Annotated in this window: 11 protein-coding genes and 2 pseudogenes; 11 read left to right on the forward strand and 2 right to left on the reverse strand. The window is 67.9% G+C overall.

Going from position 1 to position 14,193, the window contains the following annotated elements; all coding sequences use genetic code 11:
• Positions 1-253: 253 nt before the first annotated feature.
• Positions 254-1,312: a CDP-6-deoxy-delta-3,4-glucoseen reductase gene (locus K309_RS0108390; protein ID WP_029046004.1), complete on the reverse strand. Its 1,059-nt coding sequence runs from the start codon at positions 1,310-1,312 to the stop codon at positions 254-256.
• A 9-nt stretch (positions 1,313-1,321) separates the two neighbouring features.
• On the opposite strand from K309_RS0108390, the gene K309_RS0108395 reads away from it, so the two are divergent.
• The 11 genes and pseudogenes from K309_RS0108395 to hutG all read left to right on the forward strand — a co-directional run bounded on the left by K309_RS0108395 (position 1,322) and on the right by hutG (position 13,724).
• A complete protein-coding gene (locus tag K309_RS0108395) occupies positions 1,322-2,308 on the forward strand; it encodes an NAD-dependent epimerase/dehydratase family protein (RefSeq protein WP_029046005.1) in 987 nt (328 codons plus the stop codon).
• 368 nt (positions 2,309-2,676) lie between these two features.
• A complete protein-coding gene (locus K309_RS0108400) occupies positions 2,677-3,612 on the forward strand; it encodes an ABC transporter substrate-binding protein (RefSeq protein WP_035877074.1) in 936 nt (311 codons plus the stop codon).
• Positions 3,613-3,641: 29 nt separating this feature from the next.
• Positions 3,642-4,504, forward strand: a pseudogene (locus K309_RS36185) (ABC transporter permease).
• Positions 4,501-5,280 (forward strand): ABC transporter ATP-binding protein, encoded by a 780-nt coding sequence (locus K309_RS0108410; protein ID WP_029046007.1) that lies wholly within the window; start codon positions 4,501-4,503, stop codon positions 5,278-5,280. Before K309_RS36185 ends, K309_RS0108410 begins: the two are co-directional and overlap by 4 nt.
• Before the next feature lie 6 nt (positions 5,281-5,286).
• Entirely contained in the window at positions 5,287-6,045 is a 759-nt protein-coding gene (gene hutC / locus K309_RS0108415; RefSeq protein ID WP_029046008.1) for a histidine utilization transcriptional repressor HutC, read from the forward strand.
• A 64-nt stretch (positions 6,046-6,109) separates the two neighbouring features.
• Positions 6,110-7,684 (forward strand): histidine ammonia-lyase, encoded by a 1,575-nt coding sequence (gene hutH / locus K309_RS0108420; protein ID WP_029046009.1) that lies wholly within the window; start codon positions 6,110-6,112, stop codon positions 7,682-7,684.
• 169 nt (positions 7,685-7,853) lie between these two features.
• Positions 7,854-9,554 (forward strand): urocanate hydratase, encoded by a 1,701-nt coding sequence (gene hutU / locus K309_RS0108425; RefSeq protein WP_029046010.1) that lies wholly within the window; start codon positions 7,854-7,856, stop codon positions 9,552-9,554.
• On the forward strand, positions 9,551-10,159 hold the full coding sequence (locus K309_RS0108430; protein WP_029046011.1) for a HutD/Ves family protein: 609 nt from the start codon (positions 9,551-9,553) through the stop codon (positions 10,157-10,159). Before hutU ends, K309_RS0108430 begins: the two co-directional genes overlap by 4 nt.
• Complete coding sequence (gene hutI, locus K309_RS0108435; protein ID WP_029046012.1) at positions 10,156-11,451, forward strand: imidazolonepropionase; 1,296 nt, start codon at positions 10,156-10,158, stop codon at positions 11,449-11,451. The genes K309_RS0108430 and hutI overlap by 4 nt, the downstream gene beginning before the upstream one ends.
• Positions 11,448-12,854, forward strand: coding sequence for a formimidoylglutamate deiminase (locus K309_RS0108440; RefSeq protein WP_029046013.1), 1,407 nt, complete (start codon positions 11,448-11,450; stop codon positions 12,852-12,854). Before hutI ends, K309_RS0108440 begins: the two co-directional genes overlap by 4 nt.
• Before the next feature lie 54 nt (positions 12,855-12,908).
• Positions 12,909-13,724: an N-formylglutamate deformylase gene (gene hutG, locus K309_RS0108445; protein ID WP_029046014.1), complete on the forward strand. Its 816-nt coding sequence runs from the start codon at positions 12,909-12,911 to the stop codon at positions 13,722-13,724.
• A 59-nt stretch (positions 13,725-13,783) separates the two neighbouring features.
• Here the strand turns inward: hutG and K309_RS0108450 are convergent.
• Positions 13,784-13,966: pseudogene (locus tag K309_RS0108450) on the reverse strand (bifunctional aspartate transaminase/aspartate 4-decarboxylase); the annotation flags it as partial.
• Between the last annotated feature and the right edge of the window lie 227 nt (positions 13,967-14,193).

Consider the following 14,193-nt stretch of genomic DNA (forward strand, 5'->3'; position numbering starts at 1 on the left):
ACGGGCGAGGGGGCAAGCAAAAAGCAGCAAAAAGCAAAAAGCCACGGGGGTTGCCCGTGGCTCGTTGACCTGAACAGACGCAGTCGACGGTCAGCCGCGTGGCACCCCGGTGGGGAGCGACGTACGGAAGCTGCGGCGTCGGTTGAAGGTCGTATGCATGCGGGCAAATATAAGGCGCATGTGCCCGGGTGTCAAAACGAATTTTGGCGGACCCGGGCATTGTTGCGCTGACGGAACGGCGTGCCGGCCGCGGTCAGGCTGCCGGCGTGGCCGGGTGCATGTCGGCCTCGGAGGTGAACGAGTCAGCGAAGAAGGCGTCCTCGTGCAGCTTGCACTGGCGCGTGAAGTCGCCGCGCGCGGCGTTGATCATCACCGGCGCGCCGCAGGCGTAGACCTCGTGGCCTGACATGTCGGGATGGTCGGCGATCACGGCCTGGTGGACGAAACCGGTACGGCCCTGCCAGTTGTCTTCCGGCAGCGCGTCGGACACCACCGGCACGTACCTGAAGTTGGGCAGGTCGCGCGCCCATTGCTCGGCGAGCGCGTGCATGTACAAATCCTTGGGCCGGCGGCCGCCCCAGTACAGCGTCATCGGGCGCGTGATGCCGGTGTAGGCGGCATGCTCGACGATGGCCTTGATCGGCGCGAAGCCGGTGCCGGAAGCCAGCAGGATGATCGGGGCATTCGATTCCTCGCGCAGGAAGAAGCTGCCCAGCGGGCCTTCGAAGCGCAGGATGTCGCGTTCCTTCATCGCCGGGGCGCCTTCCTTGGCGCCGAACACGTAGTCGGTGAAGGCGCCGCCCGGCATATGGCGGATATGCAGTTCGATCGGGCCGTCCTCGTGCGGCGGCGTGGCGATCGAATAGCTGCGGCGCTTGCCGTCGCGCAGCAGGAATTCCACGTACTGGCCGGCCAGGTACTGCATCCGTTCGGTCGCGGGCAGCTGCAGCTTGATGGCGATCACGTCGTCGGCCAGGCGCTCCAGCGAGGTCACGCGGCACGGCACCTTCTTGATCGGGATATCGCCGGCGCCGTGGACTTCGCGGCATTCAATGGTAATGTCGGACGACGCGTTGGCGCAGCAGAAGAGCGCGCGGCCCTCGGTTTTTTCCTGCGCGGTCAGCGCGGCCGGGGCGTGGTCGCCCTGCACGATGGTGCCTTCAAGCACGCGGCCCTTGCACGAGCCGCAGGCGCCGTTCTTGCAGCCGTAGGGCAGGCCGATGCTGTGGCGCAGGGCCGCGCCGAGGATGGTTTCGTCCGAGGCCACTTCGAACTTGTGGCCACTGGGCATGACGGTTACTTGATAAGCCATAATCGGTCTATGAGCCAAATTCAGTCGATGCTGCAGCCCTCGCGCCTCCCGGTCCTGCCGAAGCCCAGCCGCAGGCTTGGTCGTCCGCGCCTGTTGATCGTCGGGTGCGGGGATGTGGGGACGCGCTGCCTGCGAATCCTGTCGTCGCGCATGCGCGTGTTCGCCGTCACGTCGCAGCCGGCGCGCCGCGCCGAACTGCACGCCGCCGGTGCGGTGCCGCTGGTGGCCGACCTTGACCGGCCAGCAACGCTGGCGCGGCTGCGGGGGCTGGCCACGCAGGTGCTGGACCTGGCGCCGCCGCCCGGTCAGGGCGAGGGCGATCCGCGTACGCGTGCCTTGCTCGCCGCCTTGCGCCGCAAGGCCTGGCGGCAGGGCGGCACGTTTAGCGGCGAGCCCGCCATTCTACCCGACCGGGGCCTTCGCCGCCCTGCGTTTGTCTACGCCAGCACCTCGGGCGTCTACGGCGACCGTCAGGGCGCGCGGGTGTCGGAATTCCATGCCGTGCGCCCGCAGACGGCGCGCGCGCGCCGCCGCGTGGCCGCCGAGGGCGCCGTGCGCGCCTTTGGCCGCGCTGCCGGCTGGCGCACCAGCATCGTGCGCATCCCGGGCATCTATGCCGCCGAGCGGCTGCCGGTGGCCCGGCTCAAGCGCGGCACGCCCGCGCTGGTGCCGCAGGACGATGTCTACACCAGCCATATCCATGCCGACGACCTCGCCCGCATCATGGTTGCCGCGCTGTTCCGCGGCCGCCCGCAGCGGGTGGTCCATGCCAGCGATGATACCGAGCTGCGCATGGCCGACTACTTCGACCTGGTGGCCGACCGCCGCGGCCTGCCACGCCCGCCGCGCATCACGCGGGGACAGGCGCGCGAAGTGATCGAGCCGACGCTGCTGAGCTTCATGAGCGAATCGCGCCGGCTCGACAACCGCCGCCTGAAGCGCGAGCTGCGGCTGCGGCTGCGCTTTCCCACGGTCGCCTCCTTCTTCGACGCCTGACCGCGCCTGCGCTCGCATCCCGTGCCCATGGCACGGGGTTTGCTCATCCTGCCGTCGCTTCAATCCTGTCTATACAGCAACACTTCCAGTGCGCCAACGCGGTGCTTCCTGCACCCGAGGCAAGCCGAGGCACGGTTGTAGTCGTTGATACATCCGCTCTGTAGCGCCGATTCCTGCGGTGATGTGACGTACAGTCCCTCGGTGGAAGCCCTACATTGACTTGTATATACAGGCATTGTTTAATGCCCGAAAGCGAGCGCGCCACAAGCATGGCCTGCCGTCGACGGACACACCAAAGGAGCGTATCGATGAGGATGGAAAGCCGCATGCAAGGCAGGATTCAAGGCAGGGTTCGTGGCCGCAAGGCAATGCAGGCCGCGCTATTTGCCGCGGCAGTCACCATGGCCGGCACCGGCCACGCGCAGACCACCAAGGTCACGCTCGGCATGAGCGGCTGGACCGGCTTCGCGCCGCTGACGCTGGCCGACAAGGCCGGCATCTTCAAGAAGAACGGCGTCGAGGTCGACATCAAGATGATCCCGCAGAAGGATCGCCACCTGGCGCTGGCCGCCGGTGCGATCCAGTGCGCGGCCACGACCGTCGAGACCCATGTGGCCTGGAACGCCAACGGCGTGCCGATCACCCAGATCGTGCAGCTCGACAAGTCCTACGGCGCCGACGGCCTGGCCGTGCGCGGCGACGTCAAGAGCTTTGCCGACCTGAAGGGCAAGACCATCGGCGTCGATGCGCCGGGCACCGCGCCGTACTTCGGGCTGGCCTGGATGCTGAAGAAGAACGGCATGTCGCTGAAGGACGTCAAGACGACGACGCTGTCGCCGCAGGCAGCGGCGCAGGCCTTCGTGGCCGGCCAGAACGACGGCGCCATGACCTATGAGCCGTACCTGTCCACTGTCCGACAGAACCCGGACAAGGGCAAGATCCTGGCGACCACGCTCGACTACCCCATGGTGACCGACACGCTGGGCTGCGCGCCCAAGTGGCTCAAGGAGAACCCCAAGGCGGCGCAAGCGCTGGTCGACAGCTACTTCGAGGCGCTGGAAATGATCAAGAAGGAGCCGGCGAAGGCCAACGAGATCATGGGCGCCGCGGTCAAGCAGTCCGGCGAGCAGTTCGCCAAGTCGGCCGCCTACCTGCGCTGGCAGGACCGCGAGGCCAACAAGAAGTTCTTTGCCGGCGAACTCGCCAGCTTCAGCAAGGAAGCGGCGGGCGTGCTGATGGACATCGGCGTGATCCGCCAGGTGCCCGACGTGACGGCGTTGTATGACGCGCGTTTCCTCAAGTAAGCAACGCAGTCGCAAGGAGGCGTGACGTCATGACGCAAGCCCGAATCGGTTCCCACGCGCCCGCGGCGGCGGTGCCCGTCCAAACGGCGGCACCGGCGCGCCGGCGCCATCCCTGGCTGGCCCCGCTGGTGCCGGTGCAGCCCACACGCGCTGGATGCTGGGCCTGTCTTTCTTCGTGCTGTTCTTCGGCGTGTGGGCCGCGGTGACGCTGGGCGGCTTCGTGCCGCGCACGTTCCTGGCCGATCCGCTGACAATGGCCAAGGAGGGCCTGGTCCTCTTCACCGAGCACAACTTCATCGGCGACATCGGCATGACGGTGTGGCGCGTGGTCGGCGGCTTCGTGCTGGCGGCGGTGCTGGCGGTGCCGCTCGGCATTTTCATGGGCGCGTACAAGGCGGCCGAGGCGTTCTTCGAGCCCTTCGTGTCGTTCTGCCGCTACCTGCCCGCGTCGGCCTTTATCCCGCTGCTGATCCTGTGGGCCGGCATCGGCGAGACCCAGAAGCTGCTGGTGATCTTCATCGGCTCGTTCTTCCAGATCGTGCTGATGGTGGCGGTGGCGGTCGGCGGCGCGCGCAAGGACCTGGTCGAGGCAGCCTACACGCTGGGCGCGAACAGCGCCGGCATCGTGCGCCGCGTGCTGATCCCGGGCGCCGCGCCGGAAATCGCCGAGATCCTGCGGCTGGTGCTGGGCTGGGCCTGGACCTATGTGATCGTGGCCGAGCTGATCGGCTCGTCGTCGGGCATCGGGCACATGATCACCGACAGCCAGGCGCTGCTCAATACCGGGCAGATCATCTTCGGCATCATCGTGATCGGCTGCATTGGCCTGGTCTCAGACCTTGTCTTCAAGCGCGCCAACCAGCGCCTGTTCCCGTGGAGTTCGATCCAATGAGCGCACTGTCCATCCAGCAGGTCTCGCGTACCTTCTCCAACCCGCGCGGCGGGCAGACGCTGGCGCTGCAGCCGGTCGATTTCGAAGTGCGCGACAACGACTTCGTCACCATCCTGGGCCCGTCGGGCTGCGGCAAGTCCACGCTGCTGCGCATCGTGGCCGGGCTCGACACGCCTTCCACCGGCCGCGTGCTGCTCGACGGCCAGCCGGTCACCGATCCGGGCGCCGACCGCGGCATGGTGTTCCAGTCGTACACGCTGTTCCCATGGCTGACGATCGAGCAGAATGTGCGCTTCGGCCTGCGCGAGCGCGGCATGAGCGCGGCGGAGCAGAAGGAGCGCAGCGACTTCTTTATCCAGCGCGTCGGGCTGCGCGGCTTCGAGCACCATTACCCGAAGCAGCTGTCGGGCGGCATGCAGCAGCGCACCGCGATCGCGCGGGCGCTGGCCAACGATCCCAAGATCCTGCTGCTCGACGAACCCTTTGGCGCGCTCGACAACCAGACCCGCGTGCTGATGCAGGAGTTGTTGCTAGGCATATGGGAAGCGTCGCGCAAGACGGTATTATTCGTGACCCACGATATCGACGAGGCCATTTTCATGGCCAACCGGGTGGCGGTGTTTTCCGCCAGGCCGGGTCGGATCAAGAGCGATATCGCGGTCGATTTCCCGCATCCGCGCCATTACACCATCAAGACCTCTCCGGAGTTTTCCGCGCTCAAGGCGCGGCTGACCGAGGAAATCCGCGCCGAGGCCATTGCCGCGGCCGAGCACTGAAACGCCATGAACCACGCCGTCGGCTCCGCCACCCCCGCTTCCTCTCCCACCGCGCTCTACCAGCAGGTGAAGGAGTACATCGCCCGCCAGATCCAGAGCGGCGCGTGGCAGCCGGGCGACCGGGTGCCGTCGGAACAGGAGCTGGTGAACCGCTTCGGGGTCTCGCGCATGACCGTCAACCGGGCCCTGCGCGAACTGTCGGAGCAGGGCCGGGTGGTGCGCGTGGCAGGGGTCGGCACCTTCGTCGCCGAGCACAAGCCGCAGTCGACGCTGCTGTCGGTGGTCAACCTGCAGGACGAGATCCGCATGCGCGGGCATGACTATGCCTGCGACGTGATCCTGGTCGAGCGGGTTTCGGCGTCGATCGAGGTGGCCGCCGCGCTGGAGCTGCATACCGGCGAGTCGGTGTTCCATTCGGTCTGCGTGCATCGCGAAGACGGCGTGCCGGTGCAGCTGGAGGACCGCTACGTGAACCCGCGCGTGGCGCCGGATTTCATCGGCCAGGACTTCAGCGCGACCCAGCCCGGCGAATACCTGTTGCGCCACGTTCCCTACGATCAGGTGGAGCATGTGGTCGATGCCATTGCCGCCACGCCGGAGCAGGCCGCGCAACTGGAAATGCCGCCAACGCAACCTTGCCTGATGCTGACCCGCCGCACCTGGACCAATGGCGTGCCAGTGACATTCGTTCGTTGCCTGCATCCGGGCAACCGCTACCGCCTCGGCAGCCGCTTCCGCGCCGACGGCAATCCCGCTTTCGGCTGATTCCCTCGTGGGATCGGCCTTTGGTTCAATTTTTAGCCTAAGCTGTATAGACAGGAACATACAAATGACTGCGAGCCAACACGACCAAGCCTCCCGCCCGCTGCTGACCTTGCAGCCGGGCCAAGTCACCCTGGCCGACCTGCGTCGCATCTACCGCGGCGAAGTGCGCGTGGCAATGGCCGATTCCGCCTGGGCCGGCGTACGCGCGGCGCAGGCCACCGTGCAGGACATCATCGATGCCGACGCCGTGGTCTACGGCATCAATACGGGCTTCGGCAAGCTGGCGCAGACCCGCATCCCCAACGACAAGCTGGCGCAGCTGCAGCGCAACCTCGTGCTGTCGCACAGCGTCGGGACCGGTCCGGACCTGGCCGGGGATACGGTGCGCCTGATCCTGGCCACCAAGGCGGTCAGCCTGGCGCGCGGCCATTCCGGTGTGCGTCCGGAACTGATTGAGGCATTGCTGGCGCTGGTCAACCATGGCGTGACGCCGTGCATTCCCGCCAAGGGTTCGGTCGGTGCCTCGGGCGACCTGGCGCCGCTGGCGCATATGTCGTGCACGCTGATCGGCGTGGGCGACGTGCTGGTCGACGGCAAGCGCGTGCCGGCCGCCGAAGGCCTGGCCCATGCGGGCCTGAAGGCGTTCGAACTGGGCCCGAAGGAAGGCCTGGCGTTGCTCAACGGCACGCAGGTGTCGACCGCGCTGGCGCTGGCCGGCCTGTTCGCCGCCGAGGACACCTTCGCCGCCGGGCTGGTGGCTGGCGCACTGTCGCTGGAAGCGATCAAGGGCTCGGTCAAGCCGTTCGACGCCCGCATCCATGAGGCCCGCGGCCAGGCCGGCCAGATCGCCGTGGCCGGCGCCGTGCGCGCGATGCTGGATGGCAGCGAGATCGTCGATTCGCACAAGGCCTGCGGCCGCGTGCAGGACCCGTATTCGATCCGCTGCCAGCCGCAGGTGATGGGTGCTTGCCTGGACAACCTGCAGCACGCCGCGCGCATCCTGCAGATCGAAGCCAATGCCGCGTCGGACAACCCGCTGGTGTTCTCCGAGCAGGGCGACGTGGTCTCCGGCGGCAACTTCCACGCCGAGCCGGTGGCCTTCGCCGCCGACATCATCGCGCTGGCGATCGCCGAGATCGGTGCGATTTCCGAGCGGCGCCTGGCGCTGCTGCTCGATACCGGCCTGTCCGGCCTGCCGCCGTTCCTGGTGCGCGATGGCGGCCTGAATTCGGGCTTCATGATCGCGCAGGTGACCGCGGCGGCGCTGGCTTCCGAGAACAAGTCGCTGGCGCATCCGTCGAGCGTGGACAGCCTGCCGACCTCGGCCAACCAGGAAGACCATGTGTCGATGGCCACCTACGGCGCGCGCCGGTTGGGCGACATGGCGGCCAACACCGCCGTGGTGGTCGGCATCGAGGCGATGGCCGCGGCACAGGGCATCGAGTTCCACCGTCCGCTGAAGTCGTCGCCGCTGGTGGAGCAGGAGCTGGCCCGCATTCGTGCGCGGGTGGATTTTGTGGAAGGCGACCGTTACCTGGCGCCGGATATCGAAGCGATGAAGCAGTGGGTGGTGCAGGGCGATGCGGGAGCGGGGTGGCCGCAGGCGGTCAGGGCGATTTTGCCGACCAACGCAAGTTGATGCGCCGGCCCTCACCCCCGCCCCTCTCCCGCAAGCGGGAGAGGGGAGACCCCAAACTGTGTTGGAGGGGCCGGGGGTGAGGGCCAGCGTATCCGGAAGCCGCCGACGTACCAAATGCCGTGCCACCGATCTGATCGCACCACCAGCGCCATCCAAAGGAGAACAACACATGAACGCTCCCGAATCCCAATCCCTCCAGCGCGGCCAGCGCGAAATCCGCGCCCCGCGCGGCACCCAGCTGCACTGCAAGAACTGGCTGATCGAAGCCGCCTACCGCATGATCCAGAACAACCTGGACCCCGACGTGGCCGAGCGCCCGCAGGACCTGGTGGTGTACGGCGGGATCGGCAAGGCCGCGCGCAACTGGGAATGCTTCGACGCCATCCTTGACAGCCTGCGCCGCCTGGGCGAGGACGAATCGCTGCTGGTGCAGTCGGGCAAGCCGGTCGGCGTGTTCCGCACGCACCCGGACGCGCCGCGCGTGCTGATCGCCAACTCCAACCTGGTGCCGCACTGGGCAACGTGGGACAAGTTCAACGAGCTCGATCGCGCCGGCCTGATGATGTACGGCCAGATGACCGCGGGCTCGTGGATCTACATCGGAACGCAGGGCATCGTGCAGGGCACCTACGAGACCTTTGTCGAAGCCGGCCGCCAGCACTATGACGGCGATTTGTCGGGCAAATGGATCCTGACCGCCGGCCTCGGCGGCATGGGCGGCGCGCAGCCGCTGGCCGGCGTGCTGGCGGGTGCCTGCGTGCTGGCGATCGAGTGCCAGGAATCGCGCATCGACTTCCGCATCCGCACGCGCTACCTCGACAAGAAGGCCACCACGCTGGACGAGGCGCTGGCGATGATCGCCGAGGCCACGGCAAGGAAGGAGGCAATCTCCGTCGGCCTGCTCGGCAACGCCGCCGACATCGTGCCGGAACTGGCCAAGCGGGCGCAGGCCGGTGGCATGCGCCCGCATATCGTCACCGACCAGACTTCCGCGCATGACCTGGTCAACGGCTACCTGCCGCAAGGGTGGACTGTCGAACAGTGGGAGCATGCGCGCCAGCACGATCCCAAGTCGGTGGAAGCCGCTGCGCGCCCCTCTATCGTCAAGCACGTGCAGGCCATGCTCGACTTCCAGAAGATGGGCGTGCCGACGGTCGACTACGGCAACAACATCCGCCAGGTCGCGTTCGACGAAGGCGTGCAGAATGCCTTCGATTTCCCCGGCTTCGTGCCGGCCTATATCCGCCCCCTGTTCTGCCGCGGCAAGGGCCCGTTCCGCTGGGTGGCGCTGTCGGGCGATCCCGAGGATATCTACAAGACCGACGCCAAGATGAAGGAGCTGTTCCCCGAGGACAAGCACCTGCACCGCTGGCTCGACATGGCGCACGACCGCATCGCCTTCCAGGGCCTGCCGGCGCGCATCTGCTGGGTGGGCCTGGACGAGCGCCACCGCGCTGGCCTGGCCTTCAACGAGATGGTGAAGTCGGGCGAGCTGAAGGCGCCGGTGGTGATCGGCCGCGACCACCTGGACTGCGGCTCGGTGGCGTCGCCCAACCGCGAGACCGAAGCGATGCGCGACGGCTCGGATGCGGTGTCCGACTGGCCGCTGCTGAACGCGCTGCTCAATACCGCCGGCGGCGCCACCTGGGTCAGCCTGCACCACGGCGGCGGCGTGGGCATGGGCTTCTCGCAACACTCCGGCGTGGTGATCGTCTGCGATGGCACCGATGCCGCCGCCAAGCGCATCGAGCGCGTGCTGTGGAACGACCCGGCCACCGGCGTGATGCGCCATGCCGATGCGGGCTACGACATCGCCATCGACTGCGCGCGTGAGAAGGGCCTGAACCTGCCGATGGTGAAGGGCGTATGAGCACTGTGATGTCACAGTACTTCAAGCTCGCCGCCATCGACCCGACGCGCTGGAAGAACGGCGGCGGCAACACGCGCGAGATCGCGGTGTGGCCGCCGGGTGCAGGCATGGATGACTTCGTGTGGCGCCTGAGCGTGGCCGATATCGAAGCCGACGGCCCGTTCTCCGCCTTCCCCGGCATCGACCGCCAGATCGTGCTGCTCGACGGCGCCGGGGTGATGCTGCGCGCCGACGACGGCAGCTTCAGCCACCGCCTGGTCCAGCCGGGCGCACCGTTTGCCTTCTCGGGCGACACCGGCCTGCAGGCTGCGCTGCTCGATGGCGCCACGCGCGACTTCAACGTGATGACGCGGCGTGGCCGCTGCCGCGCGCGCGTCGACGCCTTCCGCGACGGCTTTACCGTCAGCACCGGTGCCGATACCGTTTGCCTGCTTGCCGTGTCCGGCACCTGGCTGGCGCAGGATGCGCAGCCGGCTGTCACGCTGGACGCGGGGCAGGGCGTGCTGTATCCGGCCGGCGAACCCGCTGGCCGGCAAGCCTTTGCACCAGGCGCCGACGACGCGCTGTGCCTGTGTGTCACGCTGGAAATGGAGCCCGACCAATGACGCTGCCTTCCGTACCTGGCACCGCCAACGCCGCCAACGCCACCAGCGCCGCCAGCGCCGATGGCCTCTGGCACAACTGCCACCTGTTGTCCGATGCCGACCCCGCGCGCGCCATCCGCGATGCCGCGCTCGTGGTAGAACAAGGCCGAATAGCCTGGCTCGGCGCTGCCGCCGAATTGCCGCAGCAGTATCGCGACCTCGCGCGCCACAACGCCAACGGCGCGTGGATCACGCCGGGACTGGTCGATTGCCACACCCACCTGGTCTACGGCGGCCAGCGCGCCGACGAGTTCGCGATGCGCCTGGCCGGTGCCGGCTATGAGGAAATCGCGCGCGCCGGCGGCGGCATCGTCTCGACCGTGCGCGCCACCCGCGCCGCCGACGAAGACACGCTGTTCGCGCAGGCCGCCGCGCGCCTGCAACCGCTGCTCGCCGAAGGCGTGACTGCCATCGAGATCAAATCCGGCTACGGCCTCAGCCTGGAAGCCGAGCGCAAGCAATTGCGCGTGGCGCGTCGCCTGGGCGAGCAGTTCGGCGTCGCGGTGCACACCACCTTCCTCGGTGCGCACGCGCTGCCGCCCGAGTACGCCGGCCGCGCCGATGACTACATCGACCTGGTGTGCGGCACCATGCTGCCGGCGCTGGCCGAAGAAGGGCTGGTCGATGCCGTCGATGCCTTCTGCGAATCGATCGGCTTCTCGATCGCGCAGACCGAACGCGTCTTCGATGCCGCTGCGCGCCACGGCCTGCGCGTCAAGCTGCACGCCGAGCAGCTCAGCAACCTCGGCGGCGCGGCGCTGGCGGCACGCCATCGCGCGCTGTCGGCGGACCATCTCGAACATCTCGACGAGGCCGGCGTCGCCGCGATGGCAGAAGCCGGCACGGTCGCGGTGCTGCTGCCCGGCGCCTACTATTTCCTGCGCGACACCAACCTGCCGCCGATCGCGCTGTTGCGCCAGCACGGCGTGCCGATGGCGATCTCGACCGACCACAACCCCGGCACGTCGCCGGTGACGTCGCTGCTGCTGATGATGAATATGGCCTGCACGCTGTTCCGCCTGACGGTGCCCGAGGCGCTGGCCGGCGTGACCCTGCATGCGGCACGCGCGCTGGGCGCATCGGATCGCCACGGCAAGCTGGAAGCGGGGCGCGTAGCCGACTTCGTGCTGTGGCGCGTCGATTCGCCGGCAGAGCTGGCATACTGGTTCGGCCGCAACCCTGCGGCAATGGTTGTGCGGCAAGGGCGCGTATATCCGGCGCAAGAAGGGGCACAAGCGGAGGCACAGGCATGAGCACATCGCTGCTGTTCGCAGACTGGGCCCTGCTGCCCGATGGCTGGGCGCGCAATGTGCTGCTCGCCTGGGACGAGCAGGGCCGCCTGGCCACCGTGCAAGCCGGGTCCACCGCAAGTGCCGGTGTGCCGCGCGCCGCGGGCCCGGTGCTGCCGGGCATGCCCAACCTGCATTCGCACGCATTCCAGCGTGGCTTTGCCGGCCTGACCGAATACCGCAGCCGCCCGCAGGGTGACAATCCCGGCGGCGCCGATTCGTTCTGGAGCTGGCGCACGCTGATGTACCGCTTCGCGCAGCGGATCTCGCCAGACACGCTGGAAGCCATCGCCACCCAGCTCTACATCGAAATGCTGCGTGCGGGCTATACCAGCGTGTGCGAGTTCCACTACGTCCACCACGATGCCAACGGCAAGCCCTACGCCGATGCCGCCGAGATGTCGCTGCGGCTGCTGCGCGCGGCGCAGCGCACCGGCATCGGCATGACGCTGCTGCCGGTGCTGTACCAGACCGCCGGCTTCGGCGGCAAGCCGCCGCTGGCCGAGCAGCGCCGCTTCCTGCATGACACAGACGCCATGCTGCGGCTGCTGGAGCGGCTGGCGCCCATGTGCGCGCAGGCCGGCGCACGTCTCGGGCTGGCGCCCCATTCGCTGCGCGCGGTGCCCGAAGACAGCCTGCTGCATGCGCTGGCAGGGCTGAAGGCGATCGACGCGCAGGCGCCGGTCCATATCCACATCGCCGAGCAGCAGCGCGAAGTCGACGACTGCATCGCCTGGTCCGGCACGCGCCCGGTGACATGGCTGTTCGATCATGTCGACGTCGATGCGCGCTGGTGCCTGGTGCACGCCACGCACATGGACTGGGATGAGCGCCGGCGCCTCGGGCACAGCGGCGCCGTGGCCGGCATCTGCGCGACCACCGAAGCGAACCTCGGCGACGGCGTGTTCGAGGCGGAGCCTTACCTCGCGCAGCACGGCGCGTGGGGCATCGGCTCGGACAGCCATGCCAGCGTCAGCGTGGCCGAGGAACTGCGCCTGTTCGAGTACGGCCAGCGGCTGGGCCTGCAGCAGCGCAACGTGCTGGCCTCGGATACCCACCTGCAGGTGGCCGACCGCCTTTATCTCGAAGCCGTGGCAGGCGGCGCGCGCGCCAGCGGCCGCGACGTGGCCGGGCTGGCGCCCGGCCAGCAGGCGGACTTCGTGGTGCTGGACGGTGCGCACCCGACGCTGGCCGGCCTCGACGGCGCGCAGGCGCTGGCCACCCACGTGTTCGCGAACCACGGTCATGAGACACTAGCGGAGGTCCGCACCGCCGGCTGCAGCCGCGTGCAGCATGGCGCGCATGCGCTACAGGCCGATGCGGCCCGGCAGTTCATCGCCGCGCGCGCCAGCCTGCTGGCCGACTGATACGCGACAAAATAGGCGACAAATCCGGGCACCGCCCGACGCATTGCAAAGAACATGTCCTTCTCCACCGATACTCCCGCCTTCACCCTGCATCGCGGCACGCGCCCGCTGCTGATATCGATGCCGCACGTCGGCACGCACCTGCCGGCTTCGGTTTCGCAGCGCCTCACGGCCGAGGCGCGCACCGTGCCCGACACCGACTGGCACCTGGAACGCCTCTACGGTTTTGCCCGCGAACTCGGCGCGTCCGTGCTGGTTGCCACGCATTCTCGCTACGTGGTCGACCTGAACCGCCCGCCCGACAACGCCAACCTGTATCCCGGCCAGGACACCACCGGCCTGTGCCCGGTCGACACCTTCGACAAGACGGCGCTGTACGCCGATGGCAGCAACGGCCCCGACGACGCGGAAATCGCCGCGCGCCGCGACGCGATCTGGCGTCCGTACCATGAGGCGCTGGCTGCGGAACTGGCGCGCCTGAAGACCGAGCACGGCACCGTCGCGCTGTGGGACGCGCATTCGATCCGCTCGGTGCTGCCGCGCTTCTTCGAAGGCAAGCTGCCGGATTTCAACCTCGGCACGGCCAATGGCGAGAGCTGCGACGCGGGGCTGGCGAGCCAGCTGCTCGAGCAGGCCAGCGCGGTGCCCGGCCATACCGCGGTGCTGAACGGGCGCTTCAAGGGCGGCTATATCACGCGCCAGTACGGCAAGCCGCAGGATGGGGTGCATGCGGTGCAGCTTGAGCTGTCGCAATGTGCATATATGAGCGAGACGTATCCGTTCGCCTATGACGAGGCGCGGTCGGCGGGGTTGCAGCCGGCGCTGCAAGGCATGCTGGCCACGGTGCTTGCGTTCGTCGAGTCGCGGTAAGGCGCAGTGCATAAAAAAGGCCCGGCGTCATGCCGGGCCTTAGGCACGCCAACGAAGGCTTATTTCTTCACGACGTTCTTGTTCGCCTTGCTCCCCGTCGACGCGTTGTACTTCTCCACATACTCCTCGAACAGCTTGCAGATCGCGCTGCCGATCTTGGCGTAATCCGCTTCATTGAGGTTGGCCAGCGACACCCGGCCAGACGGATGCCGCGTACCGAACCCGCGGCCCGGCAGCAATACAGCTAGTCGACGCCTTCAGGCATGCAAGAGAACTACCCTCCGATTCGTGCATGGCAAGCAGGCCCAGCTGCCAGAAGCCGTGGCGCGGCACGGTAGCCAGGAAGTGGCATTATCCCCCCGGTTTCGGGCCGTCATATTGAAAGCTTTCTTGACTGAGTTAAATGCTGTCAACATTCCGCGCGCGGCGATTGCGCGCGGCATTGCGCATGACGAGTGTGCTGTCTGGA

It is taken from the genome of Cupriavidus phytohabitans (assembly GCF_000426345.1).
GTDB lineage: Bacteria > Pseudomonadota > Gammaproteobacteria > Burkholderiales > Burkholderiaceae > Cupriavidus.